The 21,111-nt window shown below is 66.4% G+C and carries 13 protein-coding genes; 9 read left to right on the forward strand and 4 right to left on the reverse strand.

Going from position 1 to position 21,111, the window contains the following annotated elements:
* Positions 1-125: 125 nt before the first annotated feature.
* Entirely contained in the window at positions 126-989 is an 864-nt protein-coding gene (locus tag ASF54_RS07315) for a siderophore-interacting protein (RefSeq protein ID WP_055960480.1), read from the forward strand.
* A gap of 132 nt (positions 990-1,121) precedes the next feature.
* Here the strand turns inward: ASF54_RS07315 and ASF54_RS07320 are convergent, their stop codons facing one another.
* Both ASF54_RS07320 and ASF54_RS07325 read right to left on the reverse strand, forming a co-directional pair.
* A complete protein-coding gene (locus ASF54_RS07320; RefSeq protein ID WP_055960482.1) occupies positions 1,122-6,986 on the reverse strand; it encodes a beta strand repeat-containing protein in 5,865 nt (1,954 codons plus the stop codon).
* A gap of 396 nt (positions 6,987-7,382) precedes the next feature.
* Positions 7,383-8,426 carry a LacI family DNA-binding transcriptional regulator gene (locus ASF54_RS07325; protein ID WP_055960484.1) on the reverse strand — a complete coding sequence of 348 codons (1,044 nt, stop codon included), beginning with the start codon at positions 8,424-8,426 and terminating at the stop codon, positions 7,383-7,385.
* A 169-nt stretch (positions 8,427-8,595) separates the two neighbouring features.
* Here ASF54_RS07325 and ASF54_RS07330 point away from each other — a divergent pair, with 169 nt between their 5' ends.
* The 8 genes from ASF54_RS07330 to ASF54_RS07365 all read left to right on the forward strand — a co-directional run bounded on the left by ASF54_RS07330 (position 8,596) and on the right by ASF54_RS07365 (position 18,727).
* The gene (locus tag ASF54_RS07330; protein WP_055960486.1) at positions 8,596-9,945 is read left to right on the forward strand and encodes an ABC transporter substrate-binding protein; all 1,350 of its coding nucleotides are present in this window, start codon (positions 8,596-8,598) and stop codon (positions 9,943-9,945) included.
* On the forward strand, positions 9,942-10,907 hold the full coding sequence (locus ASF54_RS07335; protein WP_235480966.1) for a carbohydrate ABC transporter permease: 966 nt from the start codon (positions 9,942-9,944) through the stop codon (positions 10,905-10,907). Before ASF54_RS07330 ends, ASF54_RS07335 begins: the two co-directional genes overlap by 4 nt.
* A 53-nt stretch (positions 10,908-10,960) precedes the next feature.
* Positions 10,961-11,731: a carbohydrate ABC transporter permease gene (locus ASF54_RS07340; RefSeq protein WP_326934330.1), complete on the forward strand. Its 771-nt coding sequence runs from the start codon at positions 10,961-10,963 to the stop codon at positions 11,729-11,731.
* A 55-nt stretch (positions 11,732-11,786) separates the two neighbouring features.
* On the forward strand, positions 11,787-12,971 hold the full coding sequence (locus tag ASF54_RS07345; protein WP_055960492.1) for a serine hydrolase domain-containing protein: 1,185 nt from the start codon (positions 11,787-11,789) through the stop codon (positions 12,969-12,971).
* Between the two features lie 29 nt (positions 12,972-13,000).
* Positions 13,001-13,975, forward strand: coding sequence for a glycosyl hydrolase family 32 (locus tag ASF54_RS07350; RefSeq protein ID WP_055960494.1), 975 nt, complete (start codon positions 13,001-13,003; stop codon positions 13,973-13,975).
* Between the two features lie 228 nt (positions 13,976-14,203).
* Positions 14,204-15,322 (forward strand): GAF domain-containing protein, encoded by a 1,119-nt coding sequence (locus tag ASF54_RS07355; RefSeq protein ID WP_055960496.1) that lies wholly within the window; start codon positions 14,204-14,206, stop codon positions 15,320-15,322.
* A gap of 240 nt (positions 15,323-15,562) precedes the next feature.
* Positions 15,563-17,749 carry a sensor histidine kinase gene (locus tag ASF54_RS07360; protein ID WP_055960498.1) on the forward strand — a complete coding sequence of 729 codons (2,187 nt, stop codon included), beginning with the start codon at positions 15,563-15,565 and terminating at the stop codon, positions 17,747-17,749.
* Between the two features lie 51 nt (positions 17,750-17,800).
* Positions 17,801-18,727 carry an SDR family oxidoreductase gene (locus tag ASF54_RS07365; RefSeq protein WP_055960500.1) on the forward strand — a complete coding sequence of 309 codons (927 nt, stop codon included), beginning with the start codon at positions 17,801-17,803 and terminating at the stop codon, positions 18,725-18,727.
* Between the two features lie 88 nt (positions 18,728-18,815).
* Here the strand turns inward: ASF54_RS07365 and ASF54_RS07370 are convergent, their stop codons facing one another.
* Together ASF54_RS07370 and ASF54_RS07375 are read right to left on the reverse strand one after the other, a co-directional pair.
* Complete coding sequence (locus ASF54_RS07370) at positions 18,816-20,147, reverse strand: ABC transporter substrate-binding protein (RefSeq protein ID WP_055960502.1); 1,332 nt, start codon at positions 20,145-20,147, stop codon at positions 18,816-18,818.
* Positions 20,148-20,250: 103 nt separating this feature from the next.
* Entirely contained in the window at positions 20,251-21,084 is an 834-nt protein-coding gene (locus ASF54_RS07375) for a carbohydrate ABC transporter permease (protein WP_055962248.1), read from the reverse strand.
* Positions 21,085-21,111: the final 27 nt, after the last annotated feature.

Here is a 21,111-nt window from a genome sequence, read left to right on the forward strand (position 1 = left end):
GAAAACACCCGCCCACTCGGCGCACCGCCTGAAAGCACCCGCCCACTCGGCGCAGCGCCCGGAAACACCCGCCCACCCCGCACAACACCGAGCGCAGCCAAAGCACCGCACGGCAGAGTGGACCCATGAGCACGCCCACCCCCACCACCCCTCGCCCTCGCGACACGCAGCACGTCTTCGTCGTCGAGCGATCCGAGCGGCTGAGCCCGCACCTCGTGCGCATCCACCTCGGCGGCGACGCCTTCGAGGCGTTCATCGCCGGCGCCTCGCCCGAGAAGATCCGAGCGACCGACAAATACGTCAAGTTCCTGTTCGCGCAGCCCGGCTCGGGCCTCGAACCTCCCTACGATCTCGAAGCCCTGCGGGAGCGGCTCGATCCGGCCGATCTGCCCGTGCGCCGCACTTACACCGTCCGGTCGGTCGACGAGGCGGCGCGCACCATCGCCGTCGACTTCGTGGTGCACGGCGACGAGGGAGTCGCCGGCCCCTGGGCGGCAGCGGCGCAACCGGGTGATCGTGTGGCTCTCTCGGGCCCCGGCGGGCTGTATTTTCCCGACGAGGATCCGGCGACGACGCACGTCTTTCTCGGCGACGATTCCGCTCTTCCCGCCGTCGCGGCCGCCCTCGAGGCTCTCGCCGCGACCGTGCCCGACGCCCGCGGAACCGCCCTCATCGAAGTCGCTACAGCAGCCGACGAGCTGGCGCTGACCGCCCCGGCGGGGGTGGAGGTCCGGTGGCTGCACCGCGATGGCGACGCGACCCCGGGCGAGCCGCTCGTCGCGGCGACCACGCAATTCGCGGCGACCACGGGCCGAGTGCGGGTGTTCGCGCACGGCGAGAGGTCGGCGATGAAGGCGATCCGTCGGATCCTCGTCGACGATTGGGCGCTCGACCGGAGCGACTTCTCGCTCTCGGCCTACTGGGCCCTGGGCCGCGCCGAAGATCGATTCCAGGCGGAGAAGCGCGAGCCCATCGGCGCCCTGGAGTAGGCCGCCGCCGGGGCGCTTGCAAATTCGAAGGAAAAACCTCGGCACGCGAGCACGAACATCAGGATCCGGCGGGGTCACCCACCACAATCTCCTTCAAATTTGCAGCAGCCCCGCCGACGCAGCCCCGACCCGCTACAGGCCGGTCCGGCGCGGCCCGGGAGCGGGGCGCTTCAGCTGCCTCCCCACGAGCAGCCCGAGCCCGGCGATGAGCGACAGCAGGCCGATGCCGATCGCGACGCCCGTTCCGGCGCTTCCGGTGAAGGCGAGGGCGCTGACCACGCTGGCTGCCACAGGGGTCGCTGCCGCGCGGATGGCTGCCGCGACCACGGTCGGGTAGGTCACCCGGATGATCGCCGCGACCGTGACCGCGTCGGTGTCGGTCACGCGGTAGTGCACCGCTGCCACACCGTGGAAGTTGTGTTCCGGCGTGAAGCTCACGACGCTGCCGCTGACCCGGAACGTGCCCTTGCCGTCGAGGGCGACGGTGTCGGTCGCCTTACCGGTCGCAGGGTCGATCAGGCCGATCGTCGACGGGTCGAACGTCGCACCCGAGGTCGCCTCGTCGTTGGCGAGCAGGTCGATGGTCGCCTTCACATTCGGCTTGCCCTCGACGGCGTCGTTCACCGCGTGCGCACCCGGGCTGACCGTGATGGTCGCCTTGGCCGTCGTCGTGAAGCCGTTCCGGTCGGTTGCCGTGTAGGTGAACGAGTCCGTTCCGGTGAATCCGGCCTTCGGTACGTACGAGTACGAGCCGTCGCGGTTCACGGTCACGGTGCCGTGGCGCGGCGCCGACTTGAGGGCCGCGGTGAGCCCGGAGCCGCTGTCGTCGGAGAGGAGCCCCTTGCCGGCGGCGACGGTGAGCGTGCGCCCGGCCGTGGTGGCCCCGGAGTCGGGGGTCGCGCGCGGGGTCACCGTGATGATGACGACTGCGGGATCCTGACAGGCGAAGCCATCGGCGTCGACCACCGTGTAGGTGAACGTCTCGACGCCCGAGAATCCGGCAGCCGGCGTGTAGGTCATGAGACCGGTCGGGCTGACTGTCGTGACGCCGCCGTGGTCGGGCCGCGTCGTGCTCGTCACCGAGAGCTTCGAGCCCCAGTCGTTGCCGAGGAGTCCGCGCTTTCCGCCGATCACGATCTTCGTACCGGCCGACGTCTTCATCACGTCGTTGGCGACCACGGGAAGCACGCGGATCGTCACCGTACCGGTTCGGATCTGCCCGGCGTCGTCGGTGATCGTGTACGTGAAGGAGTCGAGGCCCGAGTAGTCCGGGGCCGGCTTGTACGTGTACGAGCCGTCGCGAGCGACGGTGACTTTTCCGTGCGTCGGGGGCGCGTCGAGGGTGGCGGTGAGGTTCGACCCGACGGTGTCGAGCAACAGACCCTTGGCCGCGTCGGTCGAGTAGCCCGTGCCGGCGTTCGTCGTCGATTCGTAGTTCGCGGCGCGGTCGCCGACCACGATGCGCACGAGGGCCGTGGTCGTCTGACCGGAACCGTCGGTCAGCGTGTAGACGAACGAGTCGGTGCCCGAGAAGCCCGCCTTCGGCTGGAAGACGAAGGATCCATCGGACTGCTTCACGAGGGAGCCGCCCTTGGCCGTCGTCGTCCCCGCGGTGACGCCGAGCCCGGTGCCGCGGTCGTTGCCGGTGAGGGCGATGACGGAGATCGGCAATGCGGTGTCGGCGTCGGTCGAGAACCGGTCGTCGACGGCCACCGGGGTGACTGTCACCGTGATCGTGGCGGTCGCGCTGTCGCCGTCCTTGTCGGCGATTGCGTAGGGGAACGAGTCGGTGCCCGAGAAGCCGGTCGCCGGCGTGTAGTCGAAGGTGCCGTCCGCCGAGACCGTGACGGTTCCGTGCGGCGTGGTGACGACCGACCCAGGGAGGCCCTTCGTGCCGACGCCGGTGACTGTGATGGACTGGCCGCGGTCGTTGCCGAGGATCCCGGGAGCGTCAGACGAGATGCGCGTGCCCGCCGTCGTCCGGTAGCTGTCATTCGCCGCCAGGGGGTTCACCGTGATCACGACGGTCGCCGTGGTGGGTGTCTTCGCGGCGTCGGTGAGCGTGTAGGTGAACGAGTCGGGGCCGGAGTAACCGGGTGCCGGGGTGTACGTGAACGAGCCGTCGCCGTTCACCGTGACGGTGCCGTGCGCGGGGGTGGCCGCGAGCGTCGTGGTGAGGCCGGTGCCAGAGTCGTTCACGGTCAGGCCGTCGCCCTTCGCGACGGTGAGCGGGGTCGCCGCAGTCGCGGTGTAGGCGTCGTTCTTCGCGACCGGGGCCACAGTGATCGTGACCGTCGCGGTGGTGGCCTGGTGGTCGGTGTCTTCGACCGTGTAGGTAAACGTCGCTTTGCCCGAGAAGCCATCGGCGGGGGTGTAGGTGAGCGTGCCGTTGCCGTCCGAGGTGAGGGTGCCGGGCGATGCCGTGCTCGTGGTCGCCACGGGCGGGGTGAACGTGAAGCTGCCGAGTCCGGTTCCCCGGTCGTTGGCGAGCAGGTCGGCCGTGGCGATGGCCAGCGGGGTGCCGGCGAGCGCGCTCACGGCGTCGTCTTTCGCCACCGGTGTGACGGTGACGGTGACGGTGCCGGTCGACTTCGTGCCCGAGCCGTCTTTCACCGTGTAGGTGAACGAGTCGGTGCCGGAGAAGGTCGAGCCGGGCGTGTAGGTGTACGAGCCGTCGCGAGACGGGTCGACGGCCAGGGTGCCGTGCTGGGGATCCGTCGTGCCGACGAGGGAGACGCTGCTTCCGGAGGTCTGCGACAGAAGCCCGTCGGCGGCGCCGACCTGGTCGACCGTGCCGGCCGCGACCGAGGTCGTGAGGTCGCCGGCCGCGGGGGCGACGACGATGGTGGCCTTGGCCCCGCTCGTCTGTCCCGTCGCGTCGACGATCGTGTAGTCGAAGGTGAACGAGCCGGAGAAGTTCGGCATCGGCGTGTAGGTGACCGTGCCCGCTTGCTTGTCGAAGGTCACGGTGCCCGCGGACGGGTCGGACGCGCCGGTGAGCACGAGGCCGGTGCCCCGGTCGTTGCCGAGGAAGTCGCTCGCCGGGATGACCGTGCTCGAACCGCTGACGGCCTTTTCGGGCAGGGTGTCATCGACGGCGACGGGCGTGACGGTGAAGGTGACGACGGCGGGCGCCGAGACGTTGCCTGCCTTGTCGATCACCGTGTACGTGAAGGAGTCGGGCCCCGACCAGCCGGTCGACGGTCGGTAGCTGACGGTGCCGTCGGAGTTGAGGCGGGCGATGCCGTGCTCGGGCGTCGACACTGAGGCGATCGCGAGCTCGCCGGGAACGCCGTGGTCGTTGGCGAGGAGCGTCGCGCCGGGAAGGATCGAGAGACGTCCGGCGGACGGCGAGAAGCTCGACGGCGAAGGCGCGTCGTCGATGGCGGCCGGTACGACGGTGATCGTGACGGTTCCCGTCATCGACGTGGTGCCGTCGGTAGCCGTGTAGGTGAACGAGTCCTCGCCCGAGAAGCTCGCAGACGGCGTGTAGACGTACGAGCCGTCGGGGTTCATCGACAGGTCGCCGTGCGAGGGGCCGTCACCGTCGGCGACACTTGCCGTGAGGTCGGTGCCCTCGGAGTCGGAGAGCACGCCGTGCTCCTTGTCGACCGAGTCGGGAGTACCCGAGATCGCGGTGGTCGACGTCGCCGACACCGCCGGCGTGATGGTGAACCGGGCCGTGGTGGATGCCGTGTCACCGGCGGAGTCGGAGAGCACGTAGTCGAACGATGCGCCACCCGAGTAGCCCGAGTCGGGGGTGAAGGTCACGGTGGCGCCGTCGGAGGAGAGCGAGACCGAGCCGTGCACAGCCGCGCGGACCGCGGTGATGGTCAGGCCGGATCCTCGGTCGTTTCCGAGGAGCACGGAGGAGTCGGTGGTGAACGACGCCGCGCTGCCCGCAGTGACCGACGGCAGGGTGTCGGGGTTCGCGATCGGAGCGACGATGAGCGACGCGGTCGCCTGGGCGGTCTGCTGGCTCGAGTCGGTCACCGTGTAGGTGAAGGAGGCCGGGCCGGAGGTGCCGCGCGCCGGCACGTAGGTGAACTGCGTGCCGTCGCTCGACAGCGTGACGGTGCCCGAGGTCGCAGCGGAGATGCTCGTCACGGTGAGGCCCGTGCCGCGGTCGTTGCCGAGGAGCACCGACACGGGGAAGGTCGTCGTCTGGCCGTAGGTGACGCTGCCGAGTTTGTCGGCGCCGGCCGTCGGAGCGACGGTGAGCGTGACGGTTCCGGTGCCCTTCTGACCGGCCGAGTCGGTGGCCGTGTAGGTGAACGAGTCGGGGCCGGAGTAGCCGGAGTCGGGCGTGTAGGTGTACGAGCCGTCGGTGTTCAACGTGAGCTGACCGTGCTGGGGTCCCGAGGTGAGAGCGGCCGTGAGGGCGTCTCCGCCGTCGTTAGCCAGGACGCCGTGCTGCGGATCGGCGACGAGCGCCGTGTTCGCGGTCGTGGCGGCCGTGTCGTCGGTGACCGAGGGGCCGACGACGATCGCGACGGTGGCCGCCGAGGTCTGCCCGGAGGTGTCGCGGATCGTGTAGGTGAACGTGTCTTTGCCGGTGAAGCCGTCGGCCGGCGTGTAGGTGAAGTGACCGGTCGCCTTGTCGAGCGAGACGGTGCCGTGCGACGGGTCGGTCGACGAGACGATGCTGATACCGGTGCCCTTGTCATTCGCGAGGATCACCGGGTCGCTCGAGGTGCCGTCGACGGTGACGGGGGTGCCGGTCGCCGTCTTGTACGAGTCGGGCTGCGCGCTGGCGTGAACCGACTTCAGGGTGTTGGTGAAGACGCACGAGACATCGATGTCTTTGGCCGCCTTGGCGAGGGTGATGGAGGCGGTGCGGCCGGATCCTTGGCCGTTCGGAAGCGTGTCTCCCGTCGCGACGTCGACGCAGCGGTAGGTGGTGTCGTAGTCGACGAAGTCGCCGGTGTTCGGATCGACGGCGGTGCTGCCGGATGCGGTCTCGGTGGCCGTGTACGAGTTGCCCGCGACGATGAGCGAGGATCCAGCGGTCTCGGGCTGCAGACCGGGGCCCGTTCCCGCGGTGGTCGCCGTGTTGCCGTACTGGATGTTGTCGCCGTCGATCTTGAGGGCGAACTGGTCGCCCGACTGCCAGCGCTGGTCGACCGAGGCCTGCGCCTGGATCGTGTCGGCGTAGTTGCACGAGGCGAGGTCGGTGGGCTGGTTGCCGTTCGCGATAGCGGTCGACGAGACCTGCTGGCCCGAGCTCGGGTCGATCTTGATGAGGTTCTTGGCACTCGAGACGTAGAGGTAGCCGTTGGTCGAGAAAGCGATGCCGGGGGTGTTCGTGCGGTCGGGAAGAGCTGTGACCTGCGAGGTGTGAATAGCGACGTCGCCGGCGGTGGTCGGCAGAACCGTGTTGGACCGGAGCACCTGGGCGCCCGAGGCGACGAACAGCGTGCCGCTGGTCGAGAAGGCGAAGTCACCGTTGCCCTGCGTGGCCGCGTCGTTGACCACGACATCGGTGAGGTGACCCACCATGCCGATTGCGGTGTTGTTCGCCGTGTCGAAGGCGTAGACGGCGGGGTTACTCACGGCGCCCTGCGCGTAGTAGTAAATCTGCGTCTGCGGGTTGACCGCACCGCGAAGGGCTCGCTGCGGCACCGTCGCGGGGTAGCTGGTGATGTTCCCCGAGACCGCGTCGTAGCGCGAGACCGACCCGCCCGTCGGTGCCGTGGCGCTGTTCGTGGTGCCGTACGCGGCCGTGCCGTTCGCAGTGATCGCAAGAGCGTTGTTGGCACCCGTGAGAGTCGTGACGTTCGTCGCCGTCGTCGAGCCGACATCGATCGACTGCATGTTGCCGTTGGTGTCGATCGAGTAGATCGTGTTCTGGTCGCACGACAGCGTCGAGGCGGCCTGGGCCGGGCTGAGCCGGCCGCCTTCGGTCATGCCGAGTCCGCCGAGCAGCACGACGGCGGCGATGGCCACGGGCTTCAGGATCCGACGGGAGAGGGGGCGGCGGGCAGCGTGAGTCGACATACGGGTTTCCTTGGGGAGGGGGCTTGGTGCGCGGCCTGGGTTCCGCTTCGCCGACGCCCCCTCTGATCAGGGGGCGCACCGGTTCTGCGAGAATCCTCCGATGCCCGTCACCCCGCGCCAACTCCCAGATCGGGTGCCCCTCGCGCGGGGGTAGTGTGTTGCATCCTGCATTTCAAACCGCTTGGTTCGGGCTGCGTCGCTGCCGAATTGGAGTCTGGTTCGGGCTGCGTCGCTGCCGAATTTGAAGGAAAAACCTGCGGGCGCGAACGAAAACATCAGGATCCGATGGGGTCACCCACCAAAATCTCCTTCAAATTTGCAGGCGCGCGCCCATCTCGCCGAGCAGCCCACGGCTTGGATCGAGAGCGCGCGGACTGCCATGCCGAGCCCGAGTTTTTACACCCAGCCCGAGTTGGTGCGCAGGTCGAGGATCGACTCCCGTTCGATTGCCGGCATGGGCACGAGGTACTCGCCCGGCTCGGTCTCGTCACCCAGGAGCAGGCTGATCGCCCTGCGGCCCATCGCCTGGTAGGGAAGGGCGATGGTGCTCAGGGAGGGGCGCAGATAGGAGGCGATTTCGTCGTCGTCGAACGACACGATCGAGATATCCCGGCCCACCGTGAGGCCCCGCTCGAGGCAGGCCCGGTAGGCACCAAAGCTCAAACGGTCGTTCATGCAGATGAGGGCACGGATATCTCCGCTCTCTGCGAGGAGCTCTTTGGTGAGTCGGTAGCCGTCGTCGGGTTCCCACTCGTCACTGGCCTTCTCCGCAGCGAGGCTGATGCCGAACTCGTCTAGCCGGGAGGTGATGCCCTGCATGCGTCGCGCGATAGTCGCCGAACGAGTGGGGAATTTCTCACTGAGAACATTTCGCCCGATGAGGGCGATGCCGTCACGGTGACCAGCCTGCGCCAGGAGATCGACGGCCGACCTCCCTCCTGCCTCCTCGTCAGGCAGCACCGCACGGGATGTCTCGGCACTGATGGCATTGAGCAGCACGACCCTTGTGCCTTCCGGCACAACGGGCGCCTTGATCTTTCGGGCCTGCATGGTTGCGAAGACGATTCCGTCGACCTGGCGGTCGAGCACTGCCGCAACCGCCTCCCCCTCACGCGCGGGATCGCCGCCGGACTCGACAACGAGCACCACATGACCCACTTCCTGCGCCGCCTCGACAGCGCCCCTGATCAGACCGCTTGCAAAACGGGTCGTCGCGACTACATCGGAGACAAACCCGATGGTCAGCGACCGATCCGTGCGGAGGGCCCGAGCGCCGACATTAGGCCGGTAGTTCAAGGTCGATGCAGCTTCTCGCACCCGCTTGCGCGTGTCGTCGGAGAAGCGGGTGTTGGGTTTGCCGTTCAGAATCTGCGAAGCCGACGTGGGCGACAGGCCCGCAGCTCGCGCGACATCGGCAAGCGTCGTCCGCTTAGCCACCATGGCTGCCTCCCCGAATTCTCATCGTAACTCCGCCCCAATCCTCCGGCAGCGAACCGGCATCGGATGACTTGACAGATGGATTTCAAAGGCCGATGATCGTCTTTCAACGATGCTAAATGCTTTTATCACCGTCTGCAAGTGCCACGAATCTGACGAAGGAGTCACCCCGATGTCCACCAAGAAACGCGCCCAGCGCCTGATCGCCGCTGCAGCGGTGGCCGCCACAGCGGCCTTCGGCCTCTCGGCCTGTGCACCCGGTAGCGCGACCACAACGCCACAGAACTCGGGCGCGGTCAGTACGGACGCCCCCAAAGGCAAAGTCACGCTGAACATCTACGACGAGACCGGCTTCCCGGTCACCAAGGATCTCGCGGACGAGTTCACGAAACAGTATCCGAACGTGACCTTCAAGGTGACCCGTGACAGCTTCCAGAACCTCCTTGCGAATACGCCGCGGATCCTCTCCGGCGCAGACGCCCCCGACCTCATCCGGCTGTCGACTCTCGGAACGACAGTTCAAGACGGCCTCCTCACGAACCTTGACCCCTACTTCAAGGCGTACAACTGGGACAAGTTCCCGGCCGGACAGCTGGCCGGGTCGCGAATGACCTCAAAGGGCGTTCGGGGCGAAGGATCGCTGTGGCAGTTCGGTATCGGCTACTCCGTCACGGGCATCTACATGAACAACAAGCTCGCGGCCAAGGCGGGCGTGACGTCTGTTCCCACCACGCTGGATGAGCTCGAGGCCGATCTGCAAAAGGCGAAAGATGCCGGCGTACTGCCGATCCAGACGGGCATGCAAGACGGCGTCGGCACCTTCACCCTGCAGGCACTGATCAACCAGTACGGCGACAAGCAGAAACTCGTCGACTGGATGTTCAACAAGTCCGGCGCCACGATCGACACCTCCGCCGCGCTTAAGGGCGCCACCAAGTTCCAGGAGTGGGCAAAGAAGGGATATCTGCCTTCGGATGTGAACGCCATCAACTACACGACGATGGTGTCGAACTTCACCTCCGGCCAGGGGCTGTTCATGTGGGACGGCAACTGGGACGCCGCAAATGTCGAAAAGGCTCTCGGCAAGGGCAAAGCACAGTTCTTCCTGCAGCCCGGTCTGACCGCCGACTCGAAGTACGTCGCGATGGGAACCGGCAACACGTTCTCCATCCCTGCCAAGTCGAAGAATGCCGACGCGACAGCCTTCTTCCTCAACTGGATTGCCACGAACAAGCAGGCGCGCAGCATCGTCGTGAACGTCACCGGTGCCGCCCCGGGCGGCGACCCGAGCGAGACTCTGCCCACCGTGGCGAGCGGCACGCTTACCAAGCAGGCACTCGATCTGTCGTCCAAGGTCGGCGCCGACGACGGCTTCGTCGACTTCATGGCCAACAGCACGGCCGGGATTTACCAGGGATCCCTGCAGCCCAATGAGCAGCTCCTGCTGACGAACAAAATAACGCCCGAAGCGTTCTTGAAAGCCACGCAGGCTTTCTACGTCAAGGATCTCGCCTCCAAGTGAGTAGCACGACCTCTCCTCGTCCCGCCGGGGCAGGCTCGACACCTGCCCCGGCTCGGCCGGGCCGATCCCGCCCCGCACGGCGACGCCTCAGCCCCAAGCGACGACTCATGGTCGTCGGCTGGCTCATGCTGCTGCCCGCCCTTCTCGCCTACGCACTTTTCGTTCTCTACCCGCTGGGGACGGCGATCCAGTATTCCCTCTACAAGTGGAACGGAATCGGCGCGGCCACGTGGGTCGGCCTTGGAAACTACGTGGAGATCTTCACCGATCCGACGCAGCTGACACCGATTTTCAACGCGCTGATTCTGATCATCTTCTTCACCGGCATCCCAGTCGTCGCTGGCCTCGCCCTGTCGAGCCTTCTGCGGACGATGAAGCAAGGGCCTCTTGCCTCGGCTGCTCGAACAATACTGTTCCTCCCCCAAATCGTTCCGCTGGTCGCAGCTGGTATCGCCTGGTCGTGGATGTACGCGCAGACCGGAACCATCAATACGATTCTCGACGCCGTCGGCCTCGGCTTTCTGTCGACATCGTGGTTGGCCAACTTCAGCACCGCACTGCCCGCAGTCGGGCTCATAGGATCCTGGGTGCTCACCGGACTCTGCACCGTGCTTCTCCTGACCGGTATGGGAAAAATCGACGCATCGCTCTACGAAGCGGTACGCCTCGATGGGGCAGGTTGGTTCAGAGAGTTCTTCACCATCACCCTTCCCGGGGTTCGACAAGAGATTGCAGTGCTCGTCACGATCACCGTCATCTCTGCGCTCAGCGCCTTTGACGTGATCTACACCACGACCAAAGGCGGCCCCGGCACGACGACCCTCGTGCCCGGAATCTCGATCTTCCGGCTCGCATTCGTGCAAAGCCAGGTCGGGCTGGCGTCGGCGTTCGGCGTCGTGCTGCTGCTGTTCGTGCTGATCATCGTCCTGCCCATTCAGCGACTGACAAGGGAGCGCGACTAATGCTCGTAAGCCGAACCGAGATTGTCCTCGGCCGCATCTTCTTGGCAGTGGTCGTGATCCTCACCCTGTTGCCGTTTGCCAGCATGATCACTGCCGCGTTGCAGTCCCCCGACAAGATCCCCAGCGGGTTCTCCATTCCCACGCAACCGCACTGGGAAAACTTCGTCACTGCGTTCATGCAAGGCAACATCGGACCTCTGATGCTGTCGAGTCTTTTTATTGTCGTCATCACCGTTCCTGTGACCCTGCTGCTGTCCACACTGGCGGGATACGCCCTCGGCAACCTCCGTGTTCCCGGCGGTCGAATCGTTCTCGTCGCCATGGTGCTGGGGTTGACGATTCCCTTCGAAGCGATCGTCATCCCGCTCTACTACCAGATGACCTCATTCGGGGTCATCAATACCCAGTGGGCGGTCATCCTCCCCTTGATCGGCCTGTACATGCCCTTCAGCGTTTTCTGGATGCGGGCGCATTTCATCGGAGTGCCGCCGGAGCTATCCGAGGCAGCCCGCGTCGACGGCGCCTCGATTTCGCAGGAGTTTCGGCAGATACAAATGCCGCTCGCGACCCCGGCACTATCGGCTCTCGGAATCCTGCTGTTCCTCTGGACCTGGAACCAGTTCCTGCTTCCGCTCGTCATGATTTCCGACCCCAACAAGCGGACCGCGGCCGGTGCTATCGGTGCCTTCCAAGGGCAGTACATCGATGCGCTGCCGCTGCTATTCGCGGCATCGTTGCTCGTCATGCTGCCGACGGTCGTCGTCTACTTCATCTTCCAACGTCAGTTCATCAAGGCACTCCTGCAGGGAGCGGTGAAGGGCTGACCCCGCCCGCTCACCCCTGTTCGCCGTCGACGCCGATATCGGCCAGAAAGTCACCATGGCACTCAGCCCCATTCCCTCCGTCGGCTTCGTCGCACCCGGATACGAACTCATCCGCGACGCCTTCGAGACCGTCATCGCCGACGATGTCTCCAGTGGAGCAGGCCTGTCCATCCGTCGCGATGGAGAGATCGTCGTTGACCTTGCCGGAGGCGTCGCCGACGCGCGAACCAACCTGCCGTGGACGCTAGCCACCCCGAGCGTCATCTTCTCGAGCACCAAAGGCATCATGTCGGTGCTCATCGCACGCCTCGTTCGCGACGGTCTTCTCGACTACGACCGGCCAGTGGCCGACTACTGGCCCGAGTTCGCGTCTCACGGCAAAGGTCACATCACCGTGAGCGACGCGCTTGCGCACCGCGCAGGCCTCTCGGCACCCGTCGTGGACTGGACGGTCGACGACATGCTCGACTGGAACAGGGCGACCACCTTGCTGGCCGAGCAGGAACCGCTCTGGGATCCAGGGACTGCCTGGTCGTACCACGCGATCACACACGGGTGGCTCGCGGGCGAACTCGTTCGCCGGGTAACCGGATCGCTGCCGGGCGACTATCTCCGTGACCTCGTCACCAGCCCCCTTCGTGTGGACGCATGGATAGGACTGCCGCCGGAATTCACTGGCGACGTTGCCCACATGACGGTCGGAAAGACACTCCAGAAACTAACGCAGCAGCAGAGTGAGCAGTTCCGTTCAGGGGAGTCGGTGTGGCCCTACCGAGCGCTGACCCTCGGGGGCGCCCTGCCGATCGGACTCGTCGGGCCCGACGACGGCTTCAACCGCGCCGATCTGCAGGCGAGTCAGATACCCGGTGCGGGCGGCATAGCAACGGCCCATGCTCTCGCAACGATTTGGTCGGCGGTCGTCACGGACACCGACGGCGTGCGGCTGCTCGACGACAGCACCATCGCCGCCGCCGCCGCCGTGCAGTCTCACGGTGCACCGTTCTTCCCCTCACCAGCCCCCTGGCCTCGCTGGGGCAGGGGGTTTCAGCTCGACTCCGATGCTCGTCACTACCTTGGCGAATCGAGCATCGGCCACGACGGCGCCGGCGGACAAGTCGCCTTTGCTGACGTCGAGAATCGAATCGGTTTCGCCTTCCTCACCAACCGCATGGAGGCCATCGACGACCGGGCTACCCGCATCATCGACGCCGTCCACCGCGTTCTCGCCGACCAGGCCTGAACTGCTTCGCACCACTCCGACAGGACACCATGGCTTTTTCACTGGAAGACTTCTGGATCTGGGATTTCTGGCTCGCCGACGACGGCGACCAGTTCCATCTCTACTATCTGCATGCCCCCAAGTCGCTCGACGACCCCGAGCTCCGTCATCGCAACGCCCGCTTCGGACATGCCACCTCCACCGACCTCGTTACCTGGCACGACCTCGGACCAATTCTCGGCCCGGGTAAGCCCGGCGACTTCGACGAGACGGCAACCTGGACCGGCAGCGTGTTGCAAGGCCCAGACGGCCTTTGGCGAATGTTCTACACCGGCGCCTCCTTCCTTCCCGGCGGTGGGAATATCGAAACCATCGGCGTCGCGACATCGCCCGACCTCTTCACCTGGACGAAGCAGCCTGGGCCTCTAGTGAAGGCCGACCCCCGTTGGTACGAGACATTCGGCACGTCGAGCTGGCCCGAAGAGGCATGGCGCGATCCCTGGGTCTTCGCCGACCCCCACGGCGACGGATGGCACATGCTCGTCACCGGGCGGAGCAACCAGGGCGCCGACGACGAACGCGGTGTCATAGGCCACGCCACCTCGCCCGACCTCGAGCAGTGGAGCGTACAAAAGCCCCTCAGTAACCCAGGAGCGGGTTTCGCTCACCTCGAGGTACCGCAGCTCGTCCGAGTGGACGCCCACCACGTGCTGCTCTTTTCGTGCAACACACCGGCCCTCAGCGACGCGGCCAAACGCAACGGTCTGTCCGGCGGCATCTGGAGCCTGCCAGTGACCCAACCGCTCGAGAACCTGGCTATCGATTCCGCGACTCTCCTCGCACCCGAGTCTCTCTACAGCGGTCGAATAATTCACGATCGAACAGGCATGGCAGTCATGCTGGCCTTTGACATGGCCGACTCTGAAGGCGCGTTCCTGGGGTCCGTATCCGACCCGATACCCGTGGGATGGGCCTCCGACCGCTCCTCGCTGCGCCTCGAGAGGGTGCCCGTCATCGCGCAGTGACCGGCTGGCACAGGTTGGCCTGCAGACGCCGCAGCCGAGTGCTCGTTTTGGGGGGTGCGATCCGGGTCATCTCTAGCCACGATGGAACAGGGGCGCACGGCAGGGTGCGGACAGGGTGGCCGAGGGGCCACTGATACACAGGGGGCTTTTATGTACGAGTTGATGAGACCGGTAATGCGGGCCTGGTACGCCGGGCGAATGGCGATGGGTCGCTCGACTCCCAAGCCCATGGACCATCCCACCGTTCCAGCGACTCTCCCCGACGCCGACCAAGTCCTCCTTCTCGGTAACGGGCCGCTTCACGGGTGGGGCGTCCTCACCCACCAGATCTCCATCACCGGACATCTCGCGAGAGAAACCCATGGCGAAACCGCACGCCCGTGCTCGGTGAACTACATCGGTGACGAGACGATGAACCTCGCGTCCACCGAGCACTGGATCGGCACCCACGACCTCGCCTCCTACGACGCTGTCGTCCTGGTGATCGGAATGAACGACGCCGTCCGCCTCACCCCGCTGAAAAGTTGGGAGCACGACTACCGGGCTCTGCTGGAACACCTCACCCAGAGGTTGAAGAGATCCGCCCGGATCGTTGTCGCCGGCATCCAACCCGTCCGTTCCGTGACCGCCTTCGACCACCCCCTCGGCGCACTCGCGGAGTTCCATGCCGGCCGGATGAACAAGATCGTCGAAGACATCACCGACGACTTCTCCGCCGTGACGTACTTCCCCCTGGCCGCGCCCGCCGTCGAGCCCGGCCGGCCTCTCGGGTCGTCGTGCATGTACAACGCCTGGGCGAAGAGCATCGTCACCCACCTCGCCCCGGCCCTCGATCAGGTGCGGGCGGCCGACCCGGCTCTCCGGCACTCCCCCGGCAGCACCGAGTTCTCCTGGTCGGGAACGCGGCGGCTGATCGAGCAGGCAGAAACCGGCGGCTCGCCCGAATTGCAGCGTTTGGCCGCGCTGGCGCAGGAAACATTCGGTGTCGACATCGCCGTGGTGTCTCTCCTGGACGGCGATCGACTCTGGTACGCCATGAACACCGAACAGCTCCCCAAGTCCATCCCCAAAGACCTCGCCTATTGCAACACCGTCGTCGAACAGGACGATTTCCTCATCGTCCCGGACGCGCAGAACGACCCCCGATTCAAAGGCAACCCGTTCATCGATGTCACCGGGATGGACTTCTACGCCGGCCACCCCCTGCACTCCACCACCGGGGAGACGATCGGAACGTTCTGCGTCTTGAACACCACCCCGAGGCCCCAAGCGTCGGTGTCACCAGAAGCGCTGCGGATGATCGCCCTCCAAGCCGAAACCGAACTTCGCCGATACGAAAACGCATAGGGGCCCGGATCAGCGAGGTAGCCACCGGTCGAGGCACACGTGCCTCAAGGGGATCGCGACCCGTTCTGGGGCCTCGTGTGCCGACGTCGTCCGTTCTAGCGTAGGCAGGTGCCCGCGAGACCCGTGGACCTCACGGTCCTCCCAGCAGCAGTGATTCGGCGGGTGCTGGGCACCCGAGACCCGGAGCATCGCACGCCGTCGGGCACGGCCCCTTCGCTTCGAGACGGGGTCGAGCGTGGCATGGCGGCCACCCTCGCTGTCGTCGCGCTGATGCTCGTCCTCCTCGCGTTGCCGAGGTTCTTCGACGACCATCGCCCAGAACTGTGGTTCCCGCTCATCCTCGCCGCTCTCGTGTTAGCGGGGGTCATGGTTGCCGCTCTGCCGCTCGCGCTCGCCCACGGATCAAGCCGCGTTCGGGCGGGTTACTGGGTCCCGATCGCGGCCTACGTGGGGCTGCTCCTCATCGAGCCGTTCACTCTCCGCGAGCGACTGCCGGAAGGATCGACGCCCTGGCTCCTCGGTCTCTCGCTCATCGCTTTCAGCTGCACCGTGCTCGTCGTGACAGACCCGGTGCGCTCGGCAGCGATCTGCACCGGCATCGACGTGGCTCTGGCCTGCGTCTACGCCGACCGGTTCCCTCTCAGTCACACCCTGATCACCTCCATCGGCCTCCTGCTGCTCGCGGTGGGTCTCATCGCCGGCGTCCGGGCTCTGCGCGCACGGGCCGATCAGGCCGATGCGGCAGAACTCCAGGCCCAACTTCTTTTCGAGCGCCAGCAGCATCAGGTGGCTACGGAGGCGGAACGAGTCCGCACGGACGCGCTCCTGCACGACACCGTCCTGGCAGCGTTCCTGGCCGCGGCTGGAAACCACGTGCCCGAGCGCGCGACGAACATGGCCCGGGCGGCCCTCGACCTCTTCTCATCCAGCAACGGCCGCCCGCACGGGCGCCCGGCGCTCGTTCCCTTCGGAGTCGTGTGGTCGGAGGCGGGTACCGAGCGGGCTCCCTTCGATGACCTCGTCTCTTTCGACCTGACTCAGCTCGATGTCGCAGAGCTTCCGTCCGACGTCGCCGAGGCAGTCGTCTCCGCCACCCTGCAAGCTCTGACCAACAGCGTCGCTCATGCTGGCAGCTCTGCCGTGAGGTCGGCGGCCGGCTCGCTCCTCGACGACGGCGGCATCCGCATCACCGTCTCCGATGACGGCGTCGGATTCGACAGCGGAAGGATCCCACAGGAACGGTTGGGTGTTCGGGTCTCGATCCTGGAACGCCTCCGCCAGGTCGGTGGCTCGGCGACGATCCGCTCGTCTCCGGGAATGGGCACCACGGTGACCCTGGAATGGCACCCCGACCGCGCTGAGGCGCCCCTCACCCGACAGCCGGGCGAGTTGCTCATCCACGCCATCCCGAGGCGAGTCCTCTACAGGCTCTTCGGCGCCCTGATCGTGATCGCCGTCCTGATTGCAACCGCCGACGCCGTGCTCGTCACCCACGCATACGCCTCCGTCGCCTCCTCGATCCTCGGCCTCCTCATCCTGCCCACCCTGATCCGAGGCGCGAAGCAAGGAAAGATGTCCGACCGAGCGGCGTGGGGCACAGCCGGGGTCGGTGTCCTCCTCTGCAGCATCGCGACGATCGGGCTCGACGCCAGCGACTTCGACTCCGCGTCCATCGCCCGCTACACCTGCGGCGTCCTCGCCGGAGCGACCATGGGCTGGATGGCCGGTCGCCGACTTCCTCCCCTCGTCACCGTCACCGCCCTGGTCACTCAGATGACGCTCTGGGCCGGACCCACCGGCGTCATCCGCCTCGGCCTCGCCGGCGAGATCGTCATCGTCATCGCCGGGCTGCTCATCCACCGTGCGATCCGGAGAGTGGCCGCCGCGGCGGACCTCGCGGCCAGGAAGCACCGCGACCTCACGATTCGGCAGGCAGAGCTGGATGCATTCGACGGTGAGCGGCACCACCGTCTCCGGCACGCCGGCAGCACTTCCGCTCCGATGCTCCGGCGCATCATCGACACCCGTGGGGAGCTCGACGGCGCTGACCGAGCGGAGTGCCGAGTCCTCGAACAGGCCCTTCGCGACGAGATCCGCGGCCGCACCCTTCTCAACGATGCCATCCGACGGGTCGTGTTCGAGCACCGCCGACGAGGCACTCTCGTGCAGATCCTCGACGACGGGGGCCTCCACGAGATGGCTCCGACGACCCTCGACGCACTTCTCGACGACGTGGCTCGTCACCTGGAGCCGCTCCGGTCCAGTCGCATCGTGATCCGAACCGGTCAACCCGACTCCGACACGGCCATCACCATCGTCGCGTCCACGCCCGACGAGACGGCGGCCGCCCTCGGCCTCGACTCCGACGACGAGGTCGACCTGTGGCTCACCATCCCCCATCCCGACACCGTCGAGCTCGCCGCCTAGGCAGCCGACGATGCCGCGCCAGCCGCGCGAGACCTGAGTACCGTGCACTGCATGGCACACCACGACGAGTCAGAAAAAGCCCCCACAGACCAGTACGAGTTCGGCGACCCGACCACGCGCTATCCGAACATCCACCCCGAGGTGCAGCAGCAGCCGGAACCCGGCCTGCAGTCGCTGATGACCCCGACTCCCGACCTCGGTGAGACGAGCTACCGCGGCACCGGACGCCTGGCCGGCCGCAAGGCGCTCATCACCGGCGCCGACTCCGGTATCGGGGCGGCCGTCGCCATCGCCTTCGCCCGCGAAGGCGCCGACGTGACGCTGTCGTACCTGCCCGAGGAGGAGCCCGACGCACGCCACGTCATCGAGCAGATCGAGGCGGCAGGCCGACGTGCGGTCGCGGTCCCCGGTGATCTGATGGATCCTGAGCACTGCCGTTCGCTCGTGCAGCAGGCCGTCGACGGCATGGGCGGGCTCGACGCCATCGTCAACGTCGCGGGCAAGCAGGTGTGGCAGAAGAGCATCCTCGACATCACCGACGAGCAGTTCGACCAGACCTTCAAGACGAACGTGTACGCGCCGTTCTGGATCATCAAGGCGGCGCTCCCGCACCTGAAGCCCGGGTCGACGATCGTCAACACGGCGTCGCTCGAGGCCTACGTGCCGGCACCCGACCGACTCGACTACGCGACCACCAAGGGCGCGATCAACAACTTCTCGAAGGGACTTGCGCAGCAGCTCGTCTCGCAGGGCATCCGTGTCAACGTGGTCGCTCCTGGGCCGACCTGGTCGGTGCTGCAGGTGACCGGCGGCGTCGACCCCGAGACTCTGCCCGAGTTCGGCTCTAGCGAGTCGCCGATGGGCCGCGCGGGGCAGCCGGCCGAGATCGCACCCGCGTACGTCTTCTTGACGAGCGCGGAGTCGAGCTTCGTCGCGGGCGACACCCTCAACGTCAACGGCGGCATGGTGACGCCATAGCGACTGAAGCGCACACGAAAGCGGTCGCACCCGGGCTTTGAGCCCCGGTGCGACCGCTTTTCAGTGGTGAGTCAGTGGTGAGTCGGTGCTACTTGACCGCGATCGACTGCGCCTTGAGGGCCGCGATCGTCTTCGTCTGACCCGACGACAGGGCGTCCGACAGGGTTCCGGAGCCCGAGATGGCCGAGCCGAATCCGTCCGACACGTCGCTGTAGGTCTGGGTCATGGTCGGGCCCCAGGTGAAGGGCTGGATGTTCTCCGCCGCGGTGGCGAAGTCTTTGTAGATGGCCTGGTTGCCGTAGAACTCGACGCCCGAGGTCAGAGCCGGAAGGTCGGCACCGGTGCTCGAGGCGGGGTAGAGGTTCGCCTCTTTGTTCAGTGCGGTGAGAGCCTCTTTGCTGGTGTTCAGCCAGACCAGGAACTTCGACGCCTCGGCCGGGTGCTTGCTGCCCTTGAAGACGACAGACGAGGATCCACCCCACGCCGCTGATGCCTTGTCACCCTCGGTCCACTGCGGCATCTGCGCCACCGCCCACTTGCCGCTCGTCTTCGGAGCGCCGCTCGAGATCGTGTTCGCGCCCCAGACGGCGGAGACCCAGGTCCAGTCCTGACCGGTGTTGTAGGCGTTGTTCCACTCGTCGGTGAAGCTCGGAAGCGTGTTGACGAGCTTCTTCGAGATGAGGTCCTGCCAGTAGTCGGCGACCTTGGTCGACTCGGCCGAGGTCAGGTTGACGTCCCAGGTGCCGTCGTCGGTCGAGAACCACTGGCCACCGGCCTGCGAGACGAGACCGGCGAACTGGTTGACGTCGCCCTTGGCGAAGTTGGTGATGTTGCCACCGAGAGCCTTGATCTTGACCGCGTCGGCGGCGTACTCCGCCCACGTGGTCGGTACCGAGAGGCCGGCCTTGTCGAAGAGGTCTTTGCGGTAGTAGAGGGCCATGGGGCCGGAGTCCTGCGGAATGGCGTAGACGCTGTTCGCCTCGCCGAAGGTGACCTGGTTCCAGAGGCCGTCGGAGAAGTCGGCCTTGGCATCGCTCACGCCGGAGCAGGAGGCGATGTTGGCCAGGCCGTCCTGCACGCGGAACGCGGGGAGGGTGTCGTACTCGACCTGTCCGATGTCGGGGGCGTTGCCGGCCTTGAGCTGGTTGAAGAAGTTCTTGTACGTGCCGCTGTTTCCGTTGGCGACGATGGAGACCTTCACCTGGATGTCGGGGTTCTCCTTGTTCCAGAGAGCGACGACCTTGTCCATGTTCGGAACCCAGCTGGTGAAGTTAAGGGTCACCTTGCCGGTGGACGCCTTGCAGGACGCGGCCGTGTCGGATCCTGAGTCACCGGCTCCCGAGCCGGCGCTGCACCCGGCGAGGGCGATGGTGGCGGCCACGGCGACGGCCGCGGCGCTGAGGAACTTCGATTTCTTCATGTGATTTCCAATCGGGGTGCTGTGCGTGGCGGATCGGATCGACCGGCACGGGAGGGAACGACGTTGTTGCCTTGCGGGAGGGGTGGAACGGGTGGCGACCGGACTACTTGAGGCCGCCGGCTCCGAGACCGCTGCGCCAGAACCGCTGGAGGCTCAGGAAGGCGATCAGGAGGGGAATGATCGACACGAACGCCCCGACGAGGACGAGCGTGCGGAGCTCGGGGTACTGGCTCACGTTGGAGTTCCAGGTGTAGAGGCCGAGGGTCACCGGGAAGAGCGACTGCGTGCGCAGCATGACGAGCGGCAGGAAGAAGTTGTTCCAGATCGCGACGAACTGGAACAGGAACACGGTGACGAGGGCCGGCGACATGAGACGGATCGCCACGGTGAAGAAGGTGCGGACCTCGCCGGAGCCGTCGATGCGCGCCGCCTCGATGATCTCGTCGGGGACGCTCGACGACGCGTAGATGCGGCAGAGGTAGACGCCGAACGGGCTCACGATGCTCGGCAGGAAGACCGCCCAGAACGTGTCGGTGAGCTGCACCTTCGAGAAGATCAGGAAGAGCGGGAGCGCCAGCGCCGTGGCGGGCACGAGCACACCGCCGAGGAAGATGTTGAACAGTGCCTCGCGGCCCCAGAAGCGGTACTTCGCCAGGGCGTAGCCGCACATCGCCGAGAGGATGGTGCCGAGGCCGCCGGCGACCGTCGCGTAGACGATGCTGTTGAGCATCCAGCGGGGGAAGATACCGCCGTCGTAGGTGAAGAGGCGGCCGACGTTCGCGATGCCGTCCTGGAGCGACGACGGGGTGAACCAGAGGGCCGCACTGGTGTTGAAGTTGTCGAGCGTCTTGGTCGACGACACCAGCAGCCAGAAGATCGGGATGAGGAAGTAGAGCGTGAACACGCCCATGATGAGCATCGCCGCCGAGCGCGACATGACGCTCTCGCGGGGGCCCCGGCCCCG

The sequence above is a fragment of the Frondihabitans sp. Leaf304 genome, from assembly GCF_001423105.1.
GTDB lineage: Bacteria > Actinomycetota > Actinomycetes > Actinomycetales > Microbacteriaceae > Frondihabitans.